This window comes from Neobacillus drentensis NBRC 102427 (assembly GCF_001591445.1).
GTDB classification, from domain to species: Bacteria; Bacillota; Bacilli; order Bacillales; family Cytobacillaceae; genus Neobacillus; species Neobacillus drentensis.
The window spans coordinates 130,100-155,800 of sequence record NZ_BCUX01000009.1; the positions used below are offsets into that span (position 1 = coordinate 130,100).

Genomic DNA, 25,701 nt, shown 5'->3' on the forward strand with positions numbered 1-25,701 from the left:
ATAGATTGTTGTTTTTCGTATAAGTTCATCAACCCGTATAACTTGATGCTTCGTGGCATCTTTTCGTATGAACATTTGCGAAAATTGCCTAGAAACTTAGTAAATGACCTTTATTAAGCTCCAAAAGCAACAAAGTTTACGAAAAGAGCCTTATAAAAAAATCATTCTGTCCTCATTGCTTCCGAATGTTTTTCAAATAACCACTTTAATGGATAGGCGGCAATCAGAGTAATAGCTGCATTTAGTAATAGGGTTGGGTAAAAGCGCAGGTTAATAAAACCCATAAAATCAAGGTCTGTTACATGGATTAAAAAGTTCATTTCATACACGCCAATCTCTAATAACGAGATACCGAGCAGGCTAGCAAGAAAAGCAGTGATAAGGTTTGCTTGGAAAACCTGCAGTAATTTATAAATGAGGTACGAGATAAATGGATAAAGGAAAAAGTAAATACCGATAATTTCGACATAAACAATGTCAAATAAAAGGCCGAAGATGGCCGCATAAATAATCCCATGCTTTTTTCCGACAAAAATTGTAAGAAACAACAGGGATATGAATAGAAAATGGGGTACAAAAATTCGTTCAAAACCAAAAATCTTCGCCGGTAAAAACTCAACAAACAGACTTTCTAAAATAAAAAGGAAAAGAAACAAAAGAGGAAGAATGAATTTTCTCAAAACTCCCTCACCTTCCCATCAGATATTTCAGATTTAACAGGCTGAGTCATTAATCTATTAATGACAATCACATTTTCAATATCATAAAAGTCCGCCCCTGGTTTTACCAAGGCCGTTTGATTTAAACCGTACTGGTCAGGTCTAACATCAACGACTTTTCCAATCATCAACCCTTTTGGAAAAACACCACCTAAACCGGAAGTAACAACGGTTTGACCTTTTTCTACTTTAGAACCAGAAGGAATTGCCTTAATTAACAGTAATTTTTGTTTGTCATCAAAACCTTGGACAAATCCATAGACATCTTTTTTCCCTTGGACGACCGCTGAGATTCGATTTTTTGGATCCATGGCACTCAGCAGCTGTACGGTTGAACTAAATTGGGTTACATTTTTTACTTTTCCAATTAACCCGGTTGCGGTAACAACCGCCATATCTTTTTTAATGCCGTTTAGTTTGCCTTTGTCGATAATAATCATTTCATGCCAACGATCAGGGTTTCTGCCAATTACAGTAGCCGGTAATGGTTTGAAGTCTCTCAGGGTTGTTTTTTCACCGAGAATGTCACGCAGTTCTTGATTGTCTTTAGTCAACTCTTGGACTTGTGCTTCGAGATTGACAAGATTTTCGATCCGCGATTTTAATTCCTTATTCTCACCGTATGTATCTTGCAAATCCTGGAGATTTTCAAAAAAGCCTGCAACAAAATGGGTAGGCTTTGAAACCAGGGATTGAACCCAGCCGGTCGTATCTTTAACAAATTGCTCCGGCCAGGATAGTTTACTTCTCTCCCTTAAAGAAAACCCAATCAATGCCACGAGAACAATGATGCTGACAAGCAAAATAATCAGACGTTTATTCAGAAAGAACTGTGGCATGATTATACACCTCTATTTTTCTAGATAAAAAGTATAAGTAGTTTTTAAACATAGATATATGTCCAGCTCCACCGTCTAGTGGACTTCGCTAAACGGACGTTTCCGCTTTATCGAGAATCTCGTGTTTTGTTCCTAAATAAATGAATATGATCCAATGCTTTTCCTGTTCCAATTGCTACGCAATCGAGTGGATTCTCGGCAATTAGGACCGGCATCTTTGTTTCTTCACTGATGGCTTTGTCCAAATTGCGAAGCAGCGCGCCCCCACCAGTTAGGACAATTCCACGGTCCATAATATCGGCGGCAAGCTCTGGAGGTGTTTTTTCCAACGTGTTCTTGACTGCTTCAACAATCGCATAAACCGTATCGCGTAATGCGCCGGCAATTTCTTTAGCAGTTATTTCAATCGTCTTTGGCAGACCTGTTAATAAATCCCGACCGCGAATTTCCATATTTTCAACACCATCAGGTTCCCCTGCGGAGCCGATTTCCATTTTAATCGCTTCTGATGTCCGTTCACCAATCATCAAATTATAATTTTTTCTGATATAAGTAATAATCGAATCGTCCATTTCATCACCAGCGACACGAATCGAAATGCTAGTAACAATTCCGCCTAATGAAATGATGGCAACTTCAGTAGTTCCTCCGCCAATATCAACGACCATACTGCCGGTTGGCTCCCAAACAGGCAAATTAGCGCCAATCGCTGCCGCAAATGGCTCCTCAATTGTATAGGCATCCTTTGCGCCTGCCTGTCTAGTCGCATCGATAACCGCTCTTTCCTCAACCGCTGTTATTCCCGATGGAACACAGACCATCACATAGGGATTGCCTGTAAATACGTTTTTTCCCTTCTGTGCTTGACGAATATGGTGCTTCATCATTGCTGCTGTTGTTTCAAAATCAGCAATGACTCCATCCTTCATCGGCCTAAGGGCAACGATATTCCCTGGTGTTCGTCCAATCATATTTTTCGCGTCGTTACCAACCGCAACAATAGTTTTCGTATCTGTCTGCATCGCCACAACCGATGGCTCGCGTAAGACAATTCCTTTTCCTTTTACATAAACAAGGGTATTCGCAGTTCCCAAGTCAATCCCAAGATCTCTGGCTCTAATTCCAAACATAATTTTGTATCTCCCTTTCTTCTGATACGTATTGCAATAACTCCAATAGGTAGGTAATCACTTTAATATCATGTCTTTTTACTCAATTATTTATCTCTTTACTAATTTAAATAGTCCTAAAAAACCATAACCAATATTATAACGCAACGTTAAATAAAATCATAGTTTATAGATAACCTTTTTCCTTCAGACTCACAAACTTATTCTCCCCAATGATCAAATGATCGAGGAGGTCGATGCCAATGATCTTTCCGCATTCAACCAGCCTTTTCGTCACCTCAATGTCCTCACGGCTTGGCGCCGGGTCGCCACTAGGATGATTATGCGCTGCAATAATCGAGGCCGCTGACCGCTTTAATGCCTCGCGGTACACCTCTCTAGGGTGAACGATTGAGGCATTTAAGCTGCCAATAAAGATGGTTTGTTTATGGATGACTTGATTCTTTGTATTTAAATACATACAAACAAAATGCTCTTGTGATAGAAAGCGCATATCATTCATCAGATACTTGGCACCGTCTTCCGGCGAGCGGATGACATACCGGTCCTTATAGTCGAGGTTCGATATTCTTCGGCCAATTTCTACGGCCGCAAGGATTTGAATCGCCTTGGCCGAACCAATGCCTTTGATCTCGGTCATTTCTTCCAAGCTCGCCCCTTTTAAGAGCCTTAACCCCTCAAAATGGGTGAGCAGTCGATTCGATAGCTGCAGGACCGATTCGTCTTTTGTTCCGGTCCTGAGCAAGATGGCAATCAATTCATGATTCGATAAGCTTTGTGGGCCATGTTCAATAAAACGTTCCCTGGGCCGTTCATCTTGCGGGAAATCACGGATCATTAATGTATTGGTGGACACTTTTTTCCCTCCCTTTTTAAAAGGAGTTAATGAACAAAAAAGTTTAATACGGCAACTGGTAGCCTGCCTTTTTCAATTCTCGAATCGTTCTTGAAACCGGCAGACCCACAACCGCAAAATAGTCTCCATTTATTTTTTTGACAAGCATACTTCCGAGCTGCTGAATTCCATATGCACCTGCTTTATCAAGCGGTTCACCACTTTCTACATATGCCCGTATTGAGTCGTCCGTTAACTCCCAAAACCATACTTCTGTTTTTTCATAAAACATTGTAGTTCCTGTTGGAGACACAATCGAAACTCCTGTGTAGACTTCATGCTGCCGACCTGACAAACTTTTTAACATCGTAAAGGCTTCTGCTTCATCTGCGGGCTTACCTAAGATTTGATTATCCGCAACAACAATTGTGTCCGAGCCAATCACATAGGCGGTTGGGTTTTCTTTAAAAACTACCTGCGCCTTACGATCGGCTAACTCCATCACTACTTCTTTAGGAGAGAGAGCCGGATCAAAACTTTCATCAACTTCACTACTGGAAATCGCGAATGTTAAACGGAGATTTTCTAGAAGTTCTTTTCGCCGTGGAGAAGAAGAGGCTAAAATGAGGTTCTGCATTTAATCACCTTACCTTTTTGGTACGTATTAGGGAGATACAATTCAATCCTATCAGAAATTGAAACAGCAAACAATTTTTATATTATTAAATTTTGATGGAATTTGTAAAAATATGCAGAATCCTATGACCTATGTTACATGAAAAAGGCCCATCCAGATTCGATAGGCCTTATTTCCCGGAAAATAGCGAGGGCTGTCGGATATTGATTACTTAGAAAAATAGAGCGACAGGAAGTTTAGCAAATGCTGTTGAGCGTCACTAAGATTGTTTGTGTCCTTTGAGTCTTGAAAGGCTTTAACTTTTCCTTCTGCACTAACTAATTCTGCTTTTAAATCCTTTAACTTTTCATTTTTCACATTACTTTTTAATTGGTCTTCAATGTCGGATAGAGCTTTACTTGCTTCCTCTGGAAGATCCTTGGTCAAGAGGGCATTTGAAGTTGTCAGCGATAGTGTCTGATAAATGGTCGGTACTGCTTTAATTAGAGTCTTTTCTTTATCTGTGACGCTATTAAATTTCTTTTCATCTAATAACATCGGCTTGGCAAAGACATCCTCAATTCCATTTTCTTTATATTGGGCTCCAAGTGATTTAGCCGCTTCAATTGAATCGGCCACACCAAGGAATAAAAAGTACTTTCCATCAATTTCTACAGTTTGAGATGGCACGCCTTTCGAGGCTAGATTAGAAGAGGTTTCCTTGGCACCCGCTTCCGATGAAAAAACCCCGCCTTGAATGACATAAGAAGTTACTTGAGCGATCGCAGCTGATTTATTCTTACCTTCAGTCGTTTTAGGTTCCGTGTTAGCAGGCTCGTCAGTAACGACTGCTGGTTCGGTTACCACCGTCTTGTTAGATGGTGGTGCGATGACTAACTTTAGCATGACCACCCCGATTGTGGTTCCGATCAGAATGGCGAAGGCAGCAGAAATTAAGATCTTTCCTATAGGCCGGCCGCTTTTCTTCTTGGTATTCTTGGTATTCGCTGTGAAGGTCGTTATTTTTGGTAGGGTCTTTTTTTTGCTAGTTTGACTTGGAATAATTTTAAAATCCTCGATGTCATTTTCGGAGGATTCAGGAATAATCCAGTCAAAACTTTCATCGACAGATTCTTGTGCCGCTGCCGTTTCCAGGAAGATATCCGGTTCTGGTAGATTTGTATTTATTTTTATTACTTTAGGAATGGGGTCGCTGCTTTCTTCCGTATCTTTTTTTGGAGGAACTTCCTGATGGGTTGGGTTTTCTCTATTTAATTTAATCTTGATTGTATTGCCTTTATTAGGCTTGTCCACTAAACCGTACTCCTCTCTCTTCCGATGAGTCATTGGTTTCATCCTATCATAAAGGCAAAAAAAAATAACAAGACTTTTGTCGTCTTGTTATCGTAGACTTTCGCCAAATTATTTACTAGTTTGTCATGGTGTTAATTATGGCTGCGTCTCGGTTGTTGCTGAGAACTGGCTTAATGGATTATCTTTACCCGCTGGTTTAGGGGCATCGATTTTCGGAATCTCCGCAGCAAGATCATCTAAACTTGGCATGTAAAACGCAGAGAATGTCAAACTATAGGTTAATGGCGGTTCTTCTTGATCTAAACTTGTAATCTCTTCACCGCCTGAATAACTAATCGATTCAACCACGATAATCCGCTTCAAAGATTCAAGTGTTTCAACAAACTTCTCCAATTTCTCATAGCTGGGTGATTCAACACTCAGTGAGACTGTCATCTTCTTCATGCCAGCAGTTTGGTTCGCGGCCGCTTGTTGTGCTGCCGTGTCCTGATTGGCTGTGGCTTGATTCGTGTCAGTTTGATTGGTAGTAGTTTGTTGACCTGTAGCGTTTTGGGCATTTGCTTGGTCAATAGTCGTACTAACATCCGCGTCTTTTGAAAAACTCATCGAGCTAATCTTACTATTTGACAGATTTTCTGCCTTTTCTAAGTCTAAAATAAGCTGTTCCTGAAGCGGCTTTACAGGTAATATCTTCTGTAATTCCTTCGTATCTTCAGAAGTTTTTTTTGTATCTTCAGCCTTTTTTTGACTTACGATTTCCAATAGTTTTTGTTCAGACTCAAGTGACTGCTGCTTAATACCTAAATCTGATTTTAAAGGAGATAGCTTAAAGAATTGAGCATAAACAATGAGAAATACGACTATAAGAGCAACGATCCCTATAATTACGCTGTCTTTTTTTGAGAAACGGAGCTTCATGAACTAGTCACTCCTTCCTCATTTTTCTTGCTCTTCTTAATGTTCTTTTTAACGGTTTCTTTATTTAGCTTTATTTCAAATGACCCTGTATAGCGTGGTAGGATATTATCATTCACTTTCTTACTCGTAGTATTGTTTGAAGCTGTGGTTGAGTTTGAGACAGTATTCGTATTTGATGTTGCGGCAGACGTAGTTGTTTGCTCACCTGTTGTTCCTATCGTGGAATTCGTTTGACCATTAGTAGTGGCAGTCGAATTCTGGTTTGACGCATCATTTTGATTCGTTTGAATCGTTTGATTCGTTGTTTGCGTTGTTGAATTATTTGATGAATTCGTTTTGTTTGATTGACTAGTTGTTGCAGATGTTGAGTTAACAGACGTCGACTCTGCAGTTGCTGCAGCGGTTAATGAACTCAAACTTGCTTCTTCAATCCATTTTGATTCATTAAGATTATCTAAAAAGTACGCAGCTTCTCTAGCACTATCAAATTGCACTGTTAACGAAATCGTCCCAGATTCTGTATATGCAAAGTTCTGGATAAAACCACGTTCAGGTAACAATGATGTCAAATGGCGCATGACAGGAATGGTCTGAATCGGATATTCATTTGCCCACTCGATGGCACTCTTTAATTGATTAACAGAGCTAGTAGCTACCGCTGTTTCTGTACTTTTATTTTCTTTTTCAGCAATCTTTTTTGTCATTGAAATTTGTCTATCCAATGAGGCGATGGTACTTTTAACAGCATTGGTCTGCCAAAGGTAAAAGGCACCTACAAGTAACAATAAAGCAACCAAACAAGATAAAGTGATGATAAAGCCGATTTTTTTCGGTTCCTTTTGGGGAAGCAGGTTAATTTCTACTAACATTATTGCACCCCTTTTAACGCGAGACCTAAAGGTAGTAATAAACTAGGAGGCAGAATAACTTTTTTATCTGGTTCAAGAGAAATCATATCGATAGGCACGTCAAATCTCTCTTTCATTTCATCGTAGATTGCTGTCAGCATCGGATGGTCACCGTTCAATAAGAACTTGGTGATATCACTTTTTTCATTGTTAAGTGTATAGCGGTAAAAGTCGCTTAACTTATTAATCTCTCTAAAGATATCCTCAAATTGAATCACTAACTCTTCTGTTTCGCCTGTATACTTAAATATCAATTGCCCAGCCATGTCCGTCTTTACATCCCATAGGTCGACATTAAATGGGATAGCAAATTGACGCATCACAAGCGGAACATTTTGTTCAAATATACATAGATTCACACTCGTTAAGTCAAATTGTACAGAGAATAGAACTTCATTTGCACTTGTTTGGTCAAGTTGATGATACAAACGGTACAAAGCAAGCGGGGAAATATCTGCCGCAATCGGGTTAAGCTTAAGTTTTGATAGTAAGTTTGCATACTCCATTACCTGATGCTCCGGTGCTACAAATAAAAGTAAATCCCTTGTTTTGCCATCACTTTCTAGTGAATAAAAATCAAAGACCGGTTCTTCAAATGGTAAGTGGATACTAGAACCAAGCTCTAAATAGAGATATCCCTGAATTTCATCATCCTGTATTTCAGCAGGAATCGAAACTTTCCGGATAATTACGAGCGGGTCTGGCACTAGAAAGCGAACTTGCCGTCTTTGAATTTTCCATTCTCCGATACACTCTTCCAAAATGTTTGCCAAGGAATCGATATCCGTAATTTTCCCATCGCTAATAATACCAGGGGGGAGAAACCGTTCGTTCCATCTTTGGGCAGAAGGTGGATTCGTCTGCTTTAATTCAAGCAAACGAATCGAATGATCATTCAAAACCAGATTAATTATTCGGTTTTTAGGTGTGAAAAGGGAAAAAGCCATATAAAAAACCCCTTAAGTTTTTATCCTTGATTAAGGAAATGTATATACAAATCAATTAATTCCGATCCCCAATAATACGCTGTCAATGTTCCGGCGGCAATAAACGGTCCAAAAGGAATTGGCTGCCGTCTTTTGACGATTTTAAAAATTAAGGCCACCCCGCCGATCACAGCTCCGAATAATGTCGATAGAAAGAAGGACAATAGTACTAGTTTAAATCCTAATACCAAACCAATTAATGCGTAGAGTTTCACATCTCCAAAACCCATTCCGCCTTTACTGACAAGAGCAATGATGAGGAGAAGAGTAAAACCGGTTACAGCTCCTAAGAGGCTGTCCCACCAAGGGGATAACGGCCAAATAATCCGTTCCAATAAAAAAATCCCTGCAAACCAGATCAGAATTTTATCAGGGATGAGCATATAGTGAATATCTGAAACTATGATTATCATAAACATCGAGATTAGTGTTAGTGCTACCACAAACTCACCAGACCAGCCAATAACTAATGGTGCTGTCATAAACAGTAATCCAGTAAGTAATTCAAAAATTGGATAGATAGGAGAAATCCGCGACTGACAGCCGCGGCATTTTCCCCCTTGGAGCAAATATGAAATTACTGGAATAAGTTCATATGGTTTTAATTGATGACCGCAGGCTGGACAGGCAGACCTTGGCGCGACAATTGATTTCTTCACAGGTACTCGAAGACCTACCACATTAAAGAACGAACCCAAAGTTATTCCATATATGAAACATAACATTAATAATATTTCAATCATATCTTACTTTACGGAGCTTCTCTTTAATGATTTTTCTGAAACAGCTCCAGAACCTGATTCGTCTGCAGAAGTTCCAATTTTCTTTTTGCTACCGTCAAGGTAAACCATATAAGTTAGTTTCCCACTTGTGTTTACTATTACTACTGCAGAAGTATCTTTGTAACTACCACCATCTGGGTCTTCCATTTCCTCCAGATATTGATCATCAACTAATGTTTTTAAAGTGATTACTGCTCCTGCTGGATCAGTCGCATCCTTAATTCCACCTGTCACATCATCCTGGATATCTTTGTCACCAGAGTATGCTAGTTTTGCAGAATTAATCATCTGCTGAGCATTTGCTACATGGGCATCTTTTTTGCTGTTATTAATTAATCCTAAAATACTTGGAATTGCAATTGCTGAAATAATTGCTAGAATAACAATTACCGCTAGCAATTCTATTAACGTCATACCTTTTTGTTCTTTTAGCTTATTTTTTAACTTTTTAAACATACTTCCATCTCCTTATGGTTCTATGAACCTATTATTTTAGTCTCTTGTATTATACAGTAATTTACATGTAGAAGAAAAGAGAATATTTGTACTCGCTGTTTTTTTTTATCATTTTTTGAATACTTTTGTAACTTATTGCCCCATATTCTGAAATTGGTCGAACATAGCGAATTGTGGCACCATTATTGCTGTAACAATCGTACCAACAATCCCTGCTAGAAATACTATCATTAATGGCTCTATTAAGGATTTTAGACGGTCTGTTCCAGTATCAACTTCTTTTTCGTAGAACTCTGCTATTTTTGAAAGCATCGTATCAAGAGCTCCAGTTTCCTCACCTATTGCAATCATCTGCGTTACTAGAGGGGGGAACGCCCAATGGTCTTTCATCGGTCCCGTCATTGATTGTCCCTTTTCAAGAGCATTCCTTGAATCTAGGATAACCTTTGCAATTACTTCATTTTCAACTACCTTCTCAACGATGGACATTGCTTGAAGGATAGGAACCGAGCTGGAAAATAATGAACTTAGGGTTCTCATCATCCTAGCAAGCGCAGCCTTTTGAAGCAAATTTCCAAATACAGGAATTTTCAAAAACAAATAATCCATGTAGTATTTCGTTTTTTTATTTTTTTTAAAATAGGTAAATAATAACACAAATAAAAGAATAATAAGAACTATTAACCACCAAAAGGATTGCACGAAATTACTAGCATTAAGGACAATTCTTGTTATTGCTGGTAGTTCTCCCCCCATATCATCAAACATTTTTGCAAAAGTAGGGACAATCGTAACAAGTAAAAATATTACAACAGCAATAGCAAGAATTCCAACTACAATTGGATATGATAGAGCAGAAACAATTTTTTGCCTGGTATAATGTTGCTTTTCGAAATGCTCTGCTAGTCGATCTAATGTCTCATCTAAATTCCCACTAACTTCACCTGCATTAATCATGTTAATAAACATCGAGTTAAATATTTTCTTATGCTTTGATACTGCTTCTGATAGAGGGTTTCCCTCTCGTAATTCTTGTTCTATATCAAATAATGCTTTTTTTAAAGCCTTACTCTCTGTCTGTACAGCCAAAATAGCTGTAGCTTCAACAACCGTAACCCCTGCTTTAATAAGTGTTGAAAATTGCCTTAAATAAATGACAAAATGTTCAAGTTTAACAGGTGCTCCTAATGAAATATCCTTTGTCATTAGAGTCTCGGGTACTTGAGTCATTTCAATGACCCTAATTCCCTCCTCCTTCAGCTTTTCCATTGCTTCCCGCTTGGAACCTGAGTTCACGGTGCCTTGCCGTTTTCCTTTACGATCACGTCCAGTATATTTAAATCTAGCCATTCATCATCATCTTTTCATGTAAGTATTGCGATGCCACTTCCTTTTGGATAATGTTTCGATCAATAAGGTCTCTAATACTCATTTCAAGCGTATGCATACCCTGCGCTCGGGACGTTTGCATTGTACTTTGAATTTGGTGAACCTTTTCATTTCTAATTAGATTTGCAATTGCAGCGTTGTTAACCATTATTTCAGTTGCTGCTTTTCGGCCTTTTTTATCCACTGTCGGAAATAAACGTTGAGAAATAACGCCTACTAATACAGATGCTAACTGTACACGAATTTGTGGCTGTTGCGCAGATGGGAATACATCAATGATACGGTTAATTGTCGTCGGTGCACTTGAAGTATGAAGCGTGCCCAGAACAAGGTGGCCAGTTTCTGCGGCCGTTATTGCAATAGACATGGTTTCTATGTCACGCATCTCACCAACAAGAATAACATCTGGATCCTGTCGAAGTGCGCCCTTTAAACCACTGGCATACGAATTGGTATCAAAACCGACTTCCCGCTGATCAATAATTGAGTTTCCATGGCGATGTAGATATTCGATTGGGTCCTCCAACGTAATAATGTGCTTTCGCATTGTTCGATTCATATAATCAATCATTGAAGCAAGTGTCGTTGATTTTCCGCTTCCTGTTGGTCCCGTAACAAGTATTAACCCCTGAGGCTTCTCTACAAGCTTTGATATGATATCAGGTAAGTCTAACTCTTCAATTGTCGGTGTTTTCGATGCAACCGTTCTTAGGGCAATTGAAACGCTTTTTCGCTGATGATAAGCATTGACACGAAAACGAGAGATTCCAGGTACACCATATGAGAAATCTAGTTCCCCCTTCTCCTTGAATAACTCCCACATACCTTCAGGGATAATTGCTTTAGCCATTCCCTCTGTATCATCTGGCATTATTTTATCTGTTCCGTATCTTCTTAGATCACCATTTATGCGCAAGACTGGTGGAGATCCCACTGTTAAATGAACATCAGAAGCTTTATATTCAATCGCAGCACGTAATATTGCGTCAATTTTCACTTTCATATTAATTTCTCCTACTCCAGAATAGCAACTTTTAATACTTCTTCGGTTGTGGTTAAACCTTGTTTTATTTTTAATAAACCATCATCTAGTAAAAAGATCGTTCTATTTTTATTAGCCAATTCCTTCATTTTTTGAAACGTTTCGCCGTTCATCATTGCTCGACTCATTTCGTCATTTATGACCAATACTTCATGGAGAGCAAGCCTGCCTTTATAGCCTGTCATACTACAGGATGAACAACCTTTTCCTCGGGTAATTTTGTCAATCTTCATTCCACGTTTGGCAAAAATCTCTACCTCCCGCTTTGATGGTTCTTGAATTTCTGCACAATCACGACACACTTTTCGGACAAGTCGCTGAGCGACAATTCCACTTAAAGAAGAGGCTAACAAAAATGGTTCTACTCCCATGTCAATCAGCCTGGTAACTGTTCCAATTGAATCATTAGTATGAAGAGTACTTAATACTAAGTGGCCGGTTAACGAAGCACGAATTGCCACTTCAGCCGTTTCTTTATCACGGATTTCTCCGACCATGATAATATTCGGGTCTTGACGGAGTATTGATCTAAGTCCAGCAGCGAAGGTCATCCCAACGTTTTGATTCACCTGAATTTGGTTAATTCCTTCTAATTGGTATTCAACTGGATCTTCAATTGTAATGATATTAACTGCCTCGCTGTTTAGTTTATTGAGAGCCGCATAGAGGGTCGAGGACTTCCCTGATCCTGTTGGCCCGGTAATAAGGACAATGCCTGTTGGCTTTTCAATCATCTCAGAGAATCTCTTCATATTTAAGGAATTGAAACCAAGTTTGCTTAAATCATTTAAAGTCGATCCCATGTCTAGGAGACGCATAACAATTTTCTCACCGTAAACAGTTGGTAGCGTTGAAACACGGAGATCAACAGGATGAAAGTCGAGATTCAGCTTTATTCGCCCATCCTGTGGGACCCTATGCTCAGTGATATCAAGATTAGACATGATTTTAATTCTAGCTGTTAATACACTTTGCATATTTCGAGGTAGAACACGTTCATTCCGTAAAACACCATCAATTCGGTATCGGACAACTACCTTTGTCTCTTGTGGATCGATATGAATATCACTAGCTCTTTGAATGACAGCATTGATCAAAATTTGATTAACCAAACGAACAATCGGTGAATTTTGATCGGTTACATCCTCATTTCTGTCCCGATCATTTAGTGGAAGTTCGTCTAGTAATTCATCGAGTCCATCATCAACATCATAATATTTATTAATGGTACGGAGAATATCATCCTTCGTAGCAATGGCGGGCTCAATATGGAAACCCGTCGACAACCGTAAATCGTCAATCACGATAAAATCCATTGGATTTGCCATCGCTACAAAAAGCTTATTTCCATCCCTTTTTAACGGAATAATTAGATTCCTTTTTGCTGTTTCTTTTGTGATCAGTGAAAAAAGATTCGTATCAAATGGAAAATGAAACAGGCTTACGTGTGGAATACCAAGTTGATATTCAAGCACTTCCACTAGTTGCTGTTCCGTTAAATAACCCCTTTGTAAAAGGGCATCTCCAAGTTTTTGACTAGAATCCTTTTCATCTAATGTGGTCTGGAGTTGCTCAGGAGTAATCAGTCCTTCTTCAATTAATAAATCACCAAGTTTTTTTCGTGCTTGCCTCATTTTACATCCCTGCTTTTATTTTGGTTGTTCATTTGGCTTACCCCATAGGTCATTGTCATTAGGATCTTGTTGGGTAGTATCAGTAGTTGTAGTCGGTTCACTTCCATCCGAAATGGATGGATTGTTGGTTTCGGTACTGCTATCAGCTTGATTACCAGTGGTATCAGTCGTTTGGGTACCTGCTGGTGCGCTGCCAGCCAATCCATGAATTTCAATCTGATATGACGGAGGATAATAATCCTCTGAAATCAGTTCACTTTTAAGGAATTGGTCACCTTGATAAACTTCCCTGTAAACCCTAACAATTTGACCCTTCTTTCCTTTCGTTTGAATCTTAGATTTTTCTGGGAGAAGAAGCGGACTATATTGAATGATTGTCTTAAATGCTAACTTTTGTTCGTCTTTAGTACTAATTTGATATTTATAGACTAACTTTTCACCCTTCAAAGTAACCTTCATCTGCTTGTCTTCTAAGGTAAGTTTAAGAATATACTTTGCTTTATTGGGATTTGTTATCACTAAGTCTGCCTTTTTTGTTAAATTTACTTTAGCTTCGTATCCAAAACTAGAATAACTAGGTAAAGAGCTGCTAATGTTTCTTTCCACTATCGAAAAGTTAGAAGGTAGTATCGCTTGATAGATTCCGGTAGCAATGATGTTTAATGAATCTACGTCAGTAATTTTTTGTTTTTTAGCAAAATCTAATAGTGAAAAAGATGCACCTTCTGGAATTTCAATTTTAGGGTTGTTATCAATTATGCTTTGCAAAGCAAACGGTAATTCCTTCATCGTAATTACTGCAGAATTTAAGACAGCATCCTTTTCTGTTTTACTAGCAAGTAAGAAGTCTTGATGCAAATCTAAGGTCTGTAAACCAGATTCAAATAGTACACTTGTTGAATTTAAACTATTCGTAAGCTTGTCTAAATCAACATCACTAGAATTTAATTGAGGAAATAAAATTCCAAGTTGCTCCCCAACTTTTAATTTATCAACCGTAATATAAGCAGAATTTTTTTGCCCATCCTTTAATGAATCGATCGTTTGCTGAGAATCTAAGTGGAATTGGTTTAAATCAAATGAAGCTATTTTTTCCCCATATTGCAGGTTAATAGATGTATCTTTAAGCCAGTCCACGTACTTTTCCTCTAATAGACTTTTAGCTTCATCCTCAGTCTTACCTGAAACATCTAAAGCACTGATAGTAGTACCATCTGAGAATTTCCCGTCTACATTTGTAACTATTTCAAATGCTTTCGCACCATAAAGGGAGAAACTAAACATAAATGCCGTACTAAAAAGTAAAACAACAAACAATTTGATCATTTGTTTATTCTTGCCCAAAATATTTGCCTCCCTTCAAACACTCACATTATACTTCAACAAGTAATCTATTATATATACAAGTATTGTAAGTTATTTTTGTAAACTTACCTTTTCTTTCGGAGTAATTTCATCCAAACTGTCATCACGTTCTGCTGCTACTTCTTTTTGCGCAAGGAGAAAATCGAAAATAGAATCATCTAAAGGCTCTTCTTCCTCCTCGTTAAGCTGTTCAGGTTTTTCATCCTCAACTGTTATAGGTGAGAGTTCAAGCAGATCCTCTTGCTCAGATTCAATCTCTAGTAAACTTTCAATATCAGATAAATAGCCGTTTTCCTGGCCTGTAACTTCAGGTTGGTCATTTACAACTACTTCTTTATTTCTTTCTAGTAAGAATGAAATGTCCTCATCAATTGTTTCCGAATCAGCATCTGTTATTTCCTCACCATTAGACATTACTAGCGAGGGACTTAACTCTATCTCCGCTTCTTTTACTTTATTAATATTTGAGATATCAAGTAAATCTAATTCCTCGACAATTTCTCCCAAATTACCATCACCAATTTTATCGTCGTGAGCAATTTTATAATTTTCTAATTCCTCTACAATACTTTCCTCAATATTGGAGATTTCGTTGAATATTACTTTTCCCATTCGATTATTTATAAAGTATGCTGCAATAAAGACCAGTGCAAGAAGCATTATTGCAGTCTGCCACAATGGAAAAATTGTTGAAGCTGAAATCCCTCCAAGTGACAGAATAAAGCTGACAAAAGGAATTGTAAACTTTCCTTTAATAGTAAGACCTAATGGTAAAAAAATTATAAATAGTATTAAAATGAATACAGCCCCTAAGGCCCACAGTAGACTTGCCATTATCTCACTCCCTAAAGTATTGGGGATTAATCTATTAGTTATAATCAAGGACTTAAAATGAAATATTCCAGTTATTTATATTCAATATCTTCAATTGTTAGATTTCCTTTACTCCAATTATCAGGACTTGTAGTTCTTATATACTCATAATCCTTTGCATAGACCCCATTCAAGGGGGGTCTATGTGCAACCACCTGACTGCAGCTAGTGTAACCATAATCACTAAGTTTTTTTATATCAAAATTTAAATTACTATAAATAAATAGTTTTTTTTCAACACACATTAATCCTAAATTCCCATTCCCAGGATTATTTGTTTTTGGGTATGGATTTTCAACATGTGCATTACCCCACACCGTTAAATCAGTATTTGCTTCTTGCCTAATAGTTCCTTTTGCATAAAGGTCTGCTGTTACAGTAAAAGTAAGAGTTGTGGGTGGATTCATTGTAAAACCACTATAATAATAAACAGGTTCTGTTTTTGTATAATTTCCCTTATATACAATAGAGTTAAGATAGGTATTAGCGTCTGTAATGTTAGGAGGCTTAGGTGGGAATGATACACCTTTTCCTCTTAAAAGTTTAAAGGTTCCAATTACTTTTCTAGTTTGATCATTCTCCGAAGTTCCAACAGATGTAAATTTGACCTTAATTATTTCATTGTTTCCAACTACTTCGTTTTGCACTGTTGCCGCTGCAATTTTAAATTTTGTTTTGTTACTTGTATTTACTTGAAAATCATGATTGATTATCGTGTCTAATTCAGATTGTAAACTTTTTTTTATTTCCTCAAGGTCTTTTGTTTTATATTCATCACTTGCAATTTTTGTAAAAATATCTTCTTTTAAGTGGGTTGTACCCATCTCAGCAAGATTTGTAGCCTGTATATCATTACCGGATTTAGATACTTGTTTTGAATTGTTTACGTTAATGCCAATTAAGGAAAGGCCAATAACAGTAAAAACAACGATCATTAACAAAACAGTAATTAAGGTGGACCCCTTCTCTTCTCTCAACATCTCTACACCCCTCTAGATAATGTAGTTCTCAGTGTGTAGTCGTTTCCGTCTTTGCTGAACTTTATTTCAATCTCTACTGGATAACTGCTGTTTATTTTTTGACCATTAATATAAGGAATTTTGTTATATTTTATATATGCTACGTAATTATACTTATCAGAAATTTTTATACCATCAATCTTTATCTCACTATTCGTTATTTCAATTGTATACTCTGGTTTATTTTGATGTGTTTTTCGAAGTACTGTTGATACGTAATTAGCTTCTTGTTGCAAATAGATTCTATTTTTCGTTTTCTCTCCTTGTTTAATTCCTGAACTAAACATAGAAAAGATGACTCCAAGAACCAATCCCATAATAGCTAAAACTACTAACAGTTCAATTAGTGTAAAACCGTTTTTTTTCATAACTAATTCCCCTTAAACCCATACGTTTCAAACTTTTTGTTCCATACCCCTTTTTCACGTACTCCAACCTCTACCTGAATGTAATAAAGTTGAGTAGAAAATTCTCCATTCTGATCCTTAGCAGGTATTATTTTCACCTGAGGATAATAAATTTGATTTCCTATATTAATACTATATTCGCCAGTTATACTAGTTCTGTATAACTTATTCCATCCCGTAGTATTCAATTTTTTTGCGCCATCAATATCATTTTTGACAGTCTCAAAGTTACTTTTTACTTTTTCTAATATTTCTTGACTCAATTGTCCAGCTGACATTTTATTTTGACTTTGAACTGAAAATTTTGCAGATTGGATGAAGAAGCCAAAAAACACAAGAATAACTATAGATAAAATAGAGAGTGATAGAAGAATTTCTAGTAATGTATAACCATTTTCATTTTTTACTAGTTTCTTCATTACTTTTCTCCCCCATCCAAAGCTATAATCCCATTATTCTACAAATTCACAAAAAAATATACAAAAATTTCTTATTAATAGTCCTATTTTATCAGGTAATGTCAAATCCATAAAGGTTAAAATATTTCTATTTTCTATTCCAAAAACAGTAAAAGGTCGATTCGTATGAATCGACCTTTACATATCAATAATTTTCAACTACAAGTTCTAGCAAGACGAATACTCCGCAACCCGATTCCTGCCAGCCCGTTTCGCCCCAACATACAAGGCTCGATCCGCATGTCGAATCAACGCAAGTGCATCTTCCGCATCCTCTGGTGCAGTTGCCACCCCAATTGAAGCGGTAATCATGACCTTCTGTGTTTTTTCTAAATCCAATGATTGTTGGATGGTAAATGGCCAATTGGAGATCATTTTCCTAATTTGTTCGGCGATTTGGTAGGCATCTTCTTTAGAAGTATCAGGTAACAGAACGACGAATTCTTCACCGCCATAACGTGCAACCGTGCCACGGCCCCCTACAAGTTGACTTAGTCTAGTCGCAAGTTCAAAGAGGATCTCATTTCCGCTTTGGTGACCATAGGTATCGTTGACTGCTTTAAAGTGATCAATATCGAGAATGATAAGTGAGAGCTGACGGCGCTCGAATCGCATTAGTTTTTCAAATTCCTCGGTTAGCAGATTTTCAAAGTAGCGATAATTATAGAGTTTGGTTAATGAGCAGTGTTCACTTTGCCTTTTTGTCAGTTCATAATGCTTGGCATTTTCAATCGCAACAGCAAAGTGGGAACACAGGATGTCTATTATCATCAGTTGGAATTTTTCAAAAGCACGCTTTCGCTTCGATGCAAGTAACAATACTCCAATTACTTTTTTGCTTCTAAGGATCGGAACGCCTAAAATACTTTCTGCGTCATCAGGAATATGGCCGTTGGCATACTGGCGCCACTCTTTCCTGGCTGAATATAAGAAGGTCTTTTGCTCGCACCAAACCATCCCGCTAATTCCTTCATTTTTCTTCACAGATGGTAAATCATTGGCTAAGCCACTTTCAATCCCTCGAACCAATTGAAGTTCATCATTCTTAGTTACTTCGAAAATATAAGCATAGTCAACCGGGAGCATTTCACTTAACTTCTGAATTAACAAATCTACCACGTCATCGACCTTCAAGCGCTCGGCCATCTGATGGCCAATCTCCGTCGCTTTTTGCAGATATTCATTTATTTTTTCACTTGAATAATAGAGTCTGAAAATCATTGATAAACTTACAAACGGTATACCGACAAACAGGACGGCTAAGATTCCGAACTGATTATAGAGAATATATAGGACCAAACCAATGGGGAAGGTGATGAAAGTTGTAATTGTCTCAACAATGAAATCCTTTCCAAAATAAGATTTCTTGCTTTTATAGATAAAATAGAGATTGAAAGAAACAATGATTTGGTTCATCGAATAACTTACCACTGCATAAAGAATAGCAAGCCATAATGACTTGGTATCGTATTCAAAGTTAGGGCCAGACTGTCCACCAAGCAAGTAATAGACCATCCCGCTCGTTACGGAAACGATAAAGAACATATTCAAGTTAACTGGGAGGCGGTATAATTCACCTTTACGAAGAATCCTCATCTTGAGAAGTAAAACCACTACAGCTACTTGTGCAAAAATAATTTCAACAAATAAACCAAAATGTAAAAAGGTAGCAAGCGCCACCCATTGAATTAAAAAGATAAACATTTCATTTATGACAATTGGCATCGTTGCAACCACACAGGTTAACAGCAAAAAGGCAAAAATATCTAACCATTGCCCAGAGAGAGTGGGTGGATAAGCCTTATAGATTAACCAGGTTCCCACCGGAACGAAAAGAATCCACGTAAGAACAATTAAACTTTTGATGTACGTTTTTACTTTCATGCTTATCCTCCTCTCTTTCTTAGTTAGATACCATTATTTTACCATTATCAAAATAACTTGTCATAAAGAAATTATCTTATTTTTCAAATAGTTAGCTAAAAATGGTTTTACCTCTGAAATAAAATAAAGGGAACCCGTTATGACTAACATGGTGTTGTTTTCAAGGCTTCGAATTTCTTCTATTAGATAGGGACCCCAGTCTTCGACCGCTAGTTTATTCGGTGATTGACTAATTTTGAGTAATTGTTCCGCCTTAGCCGCGCGCGGAAAATCAAAGCTGACAAAGGTAATTTGGGCTGCTATTTTATCCAACTTAGCAATCATTTGATCCAGCTTTTTATCTGTTAACGCCGCAAATACAAGCTGAATCTGGCGTTTTGGATATCTAGTTGTTAATTCGTGAGTTAGCGCTGTTATCCCTTCTTCATTATGGGCCCCATCGATGATCACAAACGGGTTTTCAGAAAGAATTTCAAATCTACCTGGCCAGTACGCCTTTTTTAAACCGGTTTTAATCGCTTGTTCAGAGAGAAGGAATGACCCCTTTTGATTTAAAAATTGAGCCGCTGCTACGGCAAGGGCTGCATTTTCCGTTTGATGCTGACCGATCATGCTGATTTCAAGCTGGTCGATTGGTTGAAATGGGGTGATAACATTAAAGACTTCGCCTTTCGCTTGGGATTGATGGTCACTAATCGAAAATTCCTGATTTAAGCGGTAAAGAGGTGCATTCCTCTTTTCTGCTTGTTCCTCAATGACCTTAAGCGCATCAGGATGTTTGACAGCAGTAAAAATAGCGGTGTTCGCTTTGATAATCCCTGCTTTTTCAAACGCGATTTCTGCATAGGTGGTACCAAGGATGTTCGTGTGATCAAGACCAATGTTTGTAATGATTGAAGCTAACGGTTGTATGATATTAGTAGAATCAAAACGGCCGCCTAAACCTACTTCAAAAATGACAATGTCCACTTGGTTCATGGTGGCGAAATAATGGAACGCCATGGCAGTAATGACCTCAAATTCGGTTGGCCCGCCAAGTTCGGTTTCCTCTAACTCGTCCGCCAACGGGCGAATGACATTTGCTAGCTGGAGTAATTCTTCATCCATTATCGCTTTCCCGTTGACACTGATTCGTTCGTTGAACTGTTCAATATAGGGCGAGGTAAAGGTACCTACTTTATATCCGCCTGCTTCAAGAATCGAACGGAGAAAGGTAACGGTTGAGCCTTTGCCATTTGTACCGCCAATATGAACCGTCTTCATTTTCGTTTCTGGATGGCCAAGCTTGTCCATCATCCATTCCATCCGCTTTAAACCAGGCTTAATCCCAAGTCTTAACCTTGCATGGATCCACTCAAGGGCTTCTTTATAGGTAGTAAACATACGTGACACCCCATCTTTATTTTAGTTTTAAGGATTTCCTTCTAAACTGCATCTATTTTTAGATTCGCTGATAAAAGTGGATTTTCCGCTGATAAAATCCAAATTTCGCTGATATATTAGACAGTTTCGCTGATATATTACTGAAAACCGCTGATAAATTGTAGTTTGCTGAATAGTTGTACCATTAAAACAGGCTTTTGAATGTTATTTTCGTGTCAAAGTAATAAGGCGAGACGAATCCTTTGAGAATTCGCCCCGCCAACCTAATTATTATCCTCTTAATTCTTTAATTCGCGCTTCGACAATTGCTCTCTTCTCGCGGTAATCATTTTCCTTGGCACGCTCTTCAGCTACAACACTTTCTGGTGCCTTTTTCATGAAGCCTTCGTTGCTTAATTTCTTCTGAACTCTGTCTACTTCTTTATTCAAACGTTCAAATTCTTTTTCGAGACGAGCAATTTCTTCGTCAATGTTAATCAAGCCTTCAAGCGGCAGGATGATCTCTAAACCAGTGATGACCGCAGTCATTGCTTTTTCAGGAGTTTCCAGTGCAACACCCATTTGTAATTCTTCTGGATTACAGAAGCGTTCAATATAGCTGCGGTTATTCTCAATCGATTTGAGGATTGTTTCATCCTTTGCTTTAACAAGCATTTTGATTTTCTTACTCATTGGTGTATTTACTTCAGCACGAATATTCCGTACGGAACGAATCATTTCTACGAGCAGTTTCATTTCTTGGGCTGCTTGATCGTCAGAAAGTGCTGGATTTACTTCTGGCCATGCGGCAGTTGTAATCGACTCCCCATGGTGTGGAAGGTTCTGCCAAATTTCCTCGGTGATAAATGGCATGAATGGATGTAATAAACGCATCGTTTGATCTAACACATGTGCTAAAATCGAACGAGTTGTTTTCTTGGCTGCTTCATCTTCACCATATAACGGCAATTTCGCCATTTCAATATACCAATCACAGAAGTCATCCCAGATGAAGTTGTAAAGGGCACGGCCCACTTCACCAAATTCATAGCGGTCAGATAGTCTTGTCACATGTTCAATCGTTTCATTTAAGCGTGTTAAAATCCACTTGTCGGCAACCGATTTTTCTCCGCTGAAATCAATCTCTTCGTAAGCCATTCCGTCCATGTTCATTAACGCGAAGCGGGAGGCATTCCAAATTTTATTGGCAAAGTTCCAAGTCGATTCTACTTTTTCAAAGCTGAAGCGTAAATCCTGACCTGGAGAACTTCCGGTAGAAAGGAAATATCTTAGGGCATCGGCACCGTATTTTTCGATGACATCCATTGGGTCTACGCCATTTCCAAGTGACTTACTCATTTTACGTCCTTGTTCATCACGAACGAGACCATGGATGAGGACATCTTTAAATGGACGCTCGCCTGTAAACTCGATGCTTTGGAAAATCATTCTTGATACCCAGAAGAAGATGATATCATAGCCTGTTACTAATACATCGGTTGGGAAGTAACGCTTGAAGTCGGAAGCTTCAGTATCAGGCCAGCCCATCGTTGAAAACGGCCATAGAGCGGAGCTGAACCATGTATCAAGGACATCTTTATCCTGTTCCCAGTTCTCAGCATCTGCAGGTGCTTCTGTCCCCACATATACTTCACCGGTTTGTTTGTGGTACCAAGCAGGAATGCGGTGCCCCCACCAAAGCTGTCTCGAAATGCACCAATCGCGGATATTTTCCATCCAACGCAGGTAGGTTTTTTCGAAACGATCGGGAACAAAGTTTACTTTTTCATCTTTGTTTTGTAAGTCAATCGCTTCATCGGCGAGCGGCTGCATTTTAACGAACCATTGAGTTGATAGGTATGGTTCAACAACGGCCCCGCTACGTTCAGAGTGACCTACGGAATGCGGATGCTCTTCAATTTTGAAAAGTACGCCTTGTTCTTGCAAGTCTTTGACGATTTGCTTACGGCATTCAAAACGGTCGAGTCCTTTATACTTGCCGGCTTTATCATTCATTGAGCCGTCTTCGTTCATAACAAGAACTCGCTCTAGATTATGGCGATTACCGACTTCAAAATCATTCGGGTCATGGGCAGGAGTAATTTTTACGGCACCCGATCCGAAGTCCATATCGACATAGTCATCTCCTACGATTGGAATTTCACGGCCAACGATTGGCAGAATGACCATTTTACCAATCAGGTGCTTATAACGATCATCTTCAGGATGAACGGCAACCGCAGTATCACCAAGCATCGTTTCTGGACGAGTCGTTGCAACCTCGATATGTCCAGAACCATCGGCAAGCGGATAACTCATATGATAAAATCCACCTTGAACATCTTTATAAATTACTTCGATATCTGAGAGAGCTGTTTTAGTGGACGGATCCCAGTTAATAATATATTCTCCGCGGTAAATGAGGCCTTTTTTATAAAGGGTAACAAACACCTCTTTAACCGCATCAGATAAGCCCTCCTCAAGCGTGAAACGCTCACGGCTGTAATCTAAGCCTAAGCCCAATTTTGACCACTGCTGACGGATATGGGACGCATACTCTTCCTTCCACTTCCATGTTTCCTCAACGAATTTTTCTCGTCCTAAATCGTAGCGACTTTTACCTTCGCTGCGAAGTTTTTCTTCCACCTTTGCTTGGGTGGCAATCCCCGCATGGTCCATCCCTGGTAACCAGAGAACGTCATACCCCTGCATCCGTTTCATTCGAGTTACGATGTCTTGTAGCGTGGTATCCCAGGCATGACCTAAATGAAGTTTCCCGGTTACGTTTGGCGGCGGGATAACTACTGTGTATGGCTCTTTGCCCTCATCATTTTTTGCTTCAAAAAACTTACCTTTTAGCCACCATTCATAACGACCTTTTTCAATCGTTTGCGGGTCGTATTTCGTAGGCATTGTTAATTCCTTTGTTTCCATTTAAAAATTCCTCCTTTGTTTCCTTTTCCATAATAAAAACCCCATTCGTCATAAAAGGACGAATGGAGTTTGCTTCGCGGTACCACCTTTTTTCCAATCAAAAAACTGATTGGCACTTATGTAGATAACGGATTTAGTCCGTCTTCAACTAATAGGATCTTTTAAATCCGTTCGCAGAAGAAGCTCGTGGGCGACCTTCCGATTTTCTGCTTAGGAAATCTTCCAGCTAGTGATTTCCCTCTCTTGAAGCAGGTTGACATCGTACTCTTCCCTGTCGTTGCTTATGTAATTAAATTATATTGTAATACTACCGAAAAAGAGGGTTTGACGTCAATAATGATAACCATTTTTTTTATTTTTTATACTATATGCATTGTTTTTGGAGATTTCTCCGCACTTGTGGAATATACATAAATTAAATAATGAGGGGGGTTGTCGGGTGAAGAGAAATTTCAATAAATTTAAATTCCAACCCTGGTTTAGGACTTGTCGGAGAGTTTGTGGTCAATTAATTATTCCTTTTGTTATCTTTCAATTTCTTCGAACACTAATCATTCCTACGTTTATAGATATATTTTTGCTAACGGTTTTTGTTGCAATCGCCGTGTCACTATATTTTGAAATCGTTTAAGGAGCCCATTTTGCAGATAACTACTGCGGCTGGGCTCCTTCTTTTGCTGCTGAGGCAGCGGCTGCCTGTGCATCCATTTCGGTCATTCTCATTACGACATACTCGGAATTTTTCAAATGCCAGTAGCGGTGCTGCAGCTGACGGACATATTTTAATTCATTCTTCGGACGAGACTTTCGGTAGTAGCTTTCTGCCACTTGGATAATGGGAATTGGAAGTGCTAAATAGCTGTAGAATAATAACTTTTCATCTGCTCTAAACGGAAAGTATTTAAAGTAGTTATACACCCAGTCAATCGCTGTGTCGCTTCGCTTCGGATAGGTATTTAAGGCACGTGATAAATACGGCAAGAGGTCATGGATAGGTGAGCCATAGCGAGCATTCTCAAAATTTATAAAAAAGCCGTATCCCTTGTCATCGTACAAGAAATGCTCTGATGACAATTTCCCGTGCGTAATGACCATTCGGGCCTTTTCATTATCCTTTGTATTTTCATACCATTCTTCAAATTTTGTTTTCGAAAACTTGAGCGCTTGGCTGACTTCATTGTAATAGAGGCAATATACCAATTCGAACGGCGACATATAGGTCTTTTTTTCACATTCGTCGATGAAGCCATCAAGGAATTCCTGTTGTTTTTCATGCTGTTGAATCGTCTTTTCATAATGCTCGGTTCGCTCTTCTTTGTTCAATTCTATTTCTTTGGCGGAAAGTGTATGAAGACGTGCGAGTTCGCGAAAGAGCTGATGGTTTTTTTGCTGGCGGTCTTCCTTCTGCTCATTCGACATCCACGGCATTAAGTAATAAAGATAATCGTTGTGTAAGACCGCATATCTGCCGTCCATCGTCGGGTAAATAGGGACAATGCGATTGTACCCCTTTTGGTACAGAAGATGAACATGGCGAATGAAGTCAGTCCCAGTCTTCGGATCAATTTTTTTTAGAGCAAAGTTGCCTTTGTTTGAATAAACCTTTAGGACACTGCCGAAATCCTCCACAAAATAAGGCTCGACAAGGTAATTTTTTAAGATGGGTGTAATTGTTTCTATATGATTCGAGTTACTCATGAGAACTCAACTCACTTTCAATTTTAAAAGCGTAATCGCCCGGTTAGCGGCGTATGGACTGGAGCGCTTCGACTGAGATAAAGGAAACACGGAGAGCGATAGCGATCCGATGTTGACTTATCGTAGGGAGAAG

The 25,701-nt window shown here is 38.6% G+C and carries 24 protein-coding genes and 1 other annotated feature; of the genes, 1 reads left to right on the forward strand and 23 read right to left on the reverse strand.

What is annotated here, in order from left to right; genetic code table 11:
* Positions 1 to 161 precede the first annotated feature (161 nt).
* The 22 genes from mreD to BDR01S_RS05785 all read right to left on the reverse strand — a co-directional run bounded on the left by mreD (position 162) and on the right by BDR01S_RS05785 (position 23,870).
* The gene (gene mreD, locus BDR01S_RS05680) at positions 162 to 680 is read right to left on the reverse strand and encodes a rod shape-determining protein MreD (RefSeq protein ID WP_066257904.1); all 519 of its coding nucleotides are present in this window, start codon (positions 678 to 680) and stop codon (positions 162 to 164) included.
* Positions 677 to 1,558 (reverse strand): rod shape-determining protein MreC, encoded by an 882-nt coding sequence (gene mreC, locus BDR01S_RS05685; protein ID WP_066257906.1) that lies wholly within the window; start codon positions 1,556 to 1,558, stop codon positions 677 to 679. The genes mreD and mreC overlap by 4 nt, the downstream gene beginning before the upstream one ends.
* Positions 1,559 to 1,665: 107 nt before the next feature.
* Positions 1,666 to 2,688, reverse strand: a complete 1,023-nt coding sequence (locus BDR01S_RS05690) for a rod shape-determining protein (RefSeq protein WP_066257908.1) — start codon at positions 2,686 to 2,688, stop codon at positions 1,666 to 1,668.
* A gap of 166 nt (positions 2,689 to 2,854) precedes the next feature.
* A complete protein-coding gene (gene radC / locus BDR01S_RS05695) occupies positions 2,855 to 3,544 on the reverse strand; it encodes a RadC family protein (RefSeq protein WP_066257909.1) in 690 nt (229 codons plus the stop codon).
* A 43-nt stretch (positions 3,545 to 3,587) separates the two neighbouring features.
* Positions 3,588 to 4,160, reverse strand: coding sequence for a Maf family protein (locus BDR01S_RS05700; RefSeq protein ID WP_066257913.1), 573 nt, complete (start codon positions 4,158 to 4,160; stop codon positions 3,588 to 3,590).
* A 207-nt stretch (positions 4,161 to 4,367) separates the two neighbouring features.
* Complete coding sequence (locus tag BDR01S_RS05705; protein WP_169801415.1) at positions 4,368 to 5,486, reverse strand: SPOR domain-containing protein; 1,119 nt, start codon at positions 5,484 to 5,486, stop codon at positions 4,368 to 4,370.
* A 102-nt stretch (positions 5,487 to 5,588) separates the two neighbouring features.
* Complete coding sequence (locus BDR01S_RS05710) at positions 5,589 to 6,371, reverse strand: hypothetical protein (RefSeq protein WP_066257922.1); 783 nt, start codon at positions 6,369 to 6,371, stop codon at positions 5,589 to 5,591.
* Positions 6,368 to 7,240: a PilN domain-containing protein gene (locus tag BDR01S_RS05715; protein WP_066257924.1), complete on the reverse strand. Its 873-nt coding sequence runs from the start codon at positions 7,238 to 7,240 to the stop codon at positions 6,368 to 6,370. Before BDR01S_RS05715 ends, BDR01S_RS05710 begins: the two co-directional genes overlap by 4 nt.
* Entirely contained in the window at positions 7,240 to 8,226 is a 987-nt protein-coding gene (gene pilM / locus BDR01S_RS05720; RefSeq protein WP_066257926.1) for a type IV pilus biogenesis protein PilM, read from the reverse strand. The genes BDR01S_RS05715 and pilM overlap by 1 nt, the downstream gene beginning before the upstream one ends.
* 20 nt (positions 8,227 to 8,246) lie before the next feature.
* Positions 8,247 to 8,990: a prepilin peptidase gene (locus BDR01S_RS05725; protein ID WP_235846496.1), complete on the reverse strand. Its 744-nt coding sequence runs from the start codon at positions 8,988 to 8,990 to the stop codon at positions 8,247 to 8,249.
* Positions 8,991 to 9,011: 21 nt separating this feature from the next.
* Positions 9,012 to 9,503, reverse strand: a complete 492-nt coding sequence (locus tag BDR01S_RS05730) for a prepilin-type N-terminal cleavage/methylation domain-containing protein (protein WP_066257929.1) — start codon at positions 9,501 to 9,503, stop codon at positions 9,012 to 9,014.
* Between the two features lie 132 nt (positions 9,504 to 9,635).
* A complete protein-coding gene (locus BDR01S_RS05735) occupies positions 9,636 to 10,853 on the reverse strand; it encodes a type II secretion system F family protein (protein ID WP_066257930.1) in 1,218 nt (405 codons plus the stop codon).
* Positions 10,846 to 11,895: a type IV pilus twitching motility protein PilT gene (locus BDR01S_RS05740; protein WP_066257932.1), complete on the reverse strand. Its 1,050-nt coding sequence runs from the start codon at positions 11,893 to 11,895 to the stop codon at positions 10,846 to 10,848. The genes BDR01S_RS05735 and BDR01S_RS05740 overlap by 8 nt, the downstream gene beginning before the upstream one ends.
* 11 nt (positions 11,896 to 11,906) lie before the next feature.
* Positions 11,907 to 13,568: a GspE/PulE family protein gene (locus tag BDR01S_RS05745; protein ID WP_066257934.1), complete on the reverse strand. Its 1,662-nt coding sequence runs from the start codon at positions 13,566 to 13,568 to the stop codon at positions 11,907 to 11,909.
* A gap of 15 nt (positions 13,569 to 13,583) precedes the next feature.
* Entirely contained in the window at positions 13,584 to 14,912 is a 1,329-nt protein-coding gene (locus BDR01S_RS05750; protein WP_066257938.1) for a G5 domain-containing protein, read from the reverse strand.
* Between the two features lie 72 nt (positions 14,913 to 14,984).
* A complete protein-coding gene (locus BDR01S_RS05755; RefSeq protein ID WP_169801416.1) occupies positions 14,985 to 15,815 on the reverse strand; it encodes a hypothetical protein in 831 nt (276 codons plus the stop codon).
* 23 nt (positions 15,816 to 15,838) lie between these two features.
* Positions 15,839 to 16,783: a type IV pilus modification PilV family protein gene (locus BDR01S_RS05760; protein WP_157413015.1), complete on the reverse strand. Its 945-nt coding sequence runs from the start codon at positions 16,781 to 16,783 to the stop codon at positions 15,839 to 15,841.
* Between the two features lie 5 nt (positions 16,784 to 16,788).
* Complete coding sequence (locus BDR01S_RS05765) at positions 16,789 to 17,193, reverse strand: type II secretion system protein (RefSeq protein ID WP_066257945.1); 405 nt, start codon at positions 17,191 to 17,193, stop codon at positions 16,789 to 16,791.
* A gap of 2 nt (positions 17,194 to 17,195) precedes the next feature.
* Complete coding sequence (locus BDR01S_RS05770) at positions 17,196 to 17,651, reverse strand: prepilin-type N-terminal cleavage/methylation domain-containing protein (RefSeq protein WP_066257947.1); 456 nt, start codon at positions 17,649 to 17,651, stop codon at positions 17,196 to 17,198.
* 207 nt (positions 17,652 to 17,858) lie between these two features.
* Entirely contained in the window at positions 17,859 to 19,574 is a 1,716-nt protein-coding gene (locus tag BDR01S_RS05775) for a sensor domain-containing diguanylate cyclase (protein WP_082797312.1), read from the reverse strand.
* Between the two features lie 60 nt (positions 19,575 to 19,634).
* On the reverse strand, positions 19,635 to 20,957 hold the full coding sequence (locus BDR01S_RS05780; RefSeq protein WP_066257949.1) for a bifunctional folylpolyglutamate synthase/dihydrofolate synthase: 1,323 nt from the start codon (positions 20,955 to 20,957) through the stop codon (positions 19,635 to 19,637).
* A 270-nt stretch (positions 20,958 to 21,227) separates the two neighbouring features.
* On the reverse strand, positions 21,228 to 23,870 hold the full coding sequence (locus BDR01S_RS05785) for a valine--tRNA ligase (protein ID WP_066363057.1): 2,643 nt from the start codon (positions 23,868 to 23,870) through the stop codon (positions 21,228 to 21,230).
* 51 nt (positions 23,871 to 23,921) lie between these two features.
* Positions 23,922 to 24,157 (reverse strand) — a binding site (T-box leader).
* Positions 24,158 to 24,309: 152 nt separating this feature from the next.
* Here BDR01S_RS05785 and BDR01S_RS26805 point away from each other — a divergent pair.
* Complete coding sequence (locus tag BDR01S_RS26805; RefSeq protein WP_066257951.1) at positions 24,310 to 24,501, forward strand: YszA family small membrane protein; 192 nt, start codon at positions 24,310 to 24,312, stop codon at positions 24,499 to 24,501.
* 20 nt (positions 24,502 to 24,521) lie between these two features.
* Here the strand turns inward: BDR01S_RS26805 and ysxE are convergent, their stop codons facing one another.
* Positions 24,522 to 25,568, reverse strand: a complete 1,047-nt coding sequence (gene ysxE, locus BDR01S_RS05795; RefSeq protein ID WP_066257955.1) for a spore coat protein YsxE — start codon at positions 25,566 to 25,568, stop codon at positions 24,522 to 24,524.
* Positions 25,569 to 25,701 lie beyond the last annotated feature (133 nt).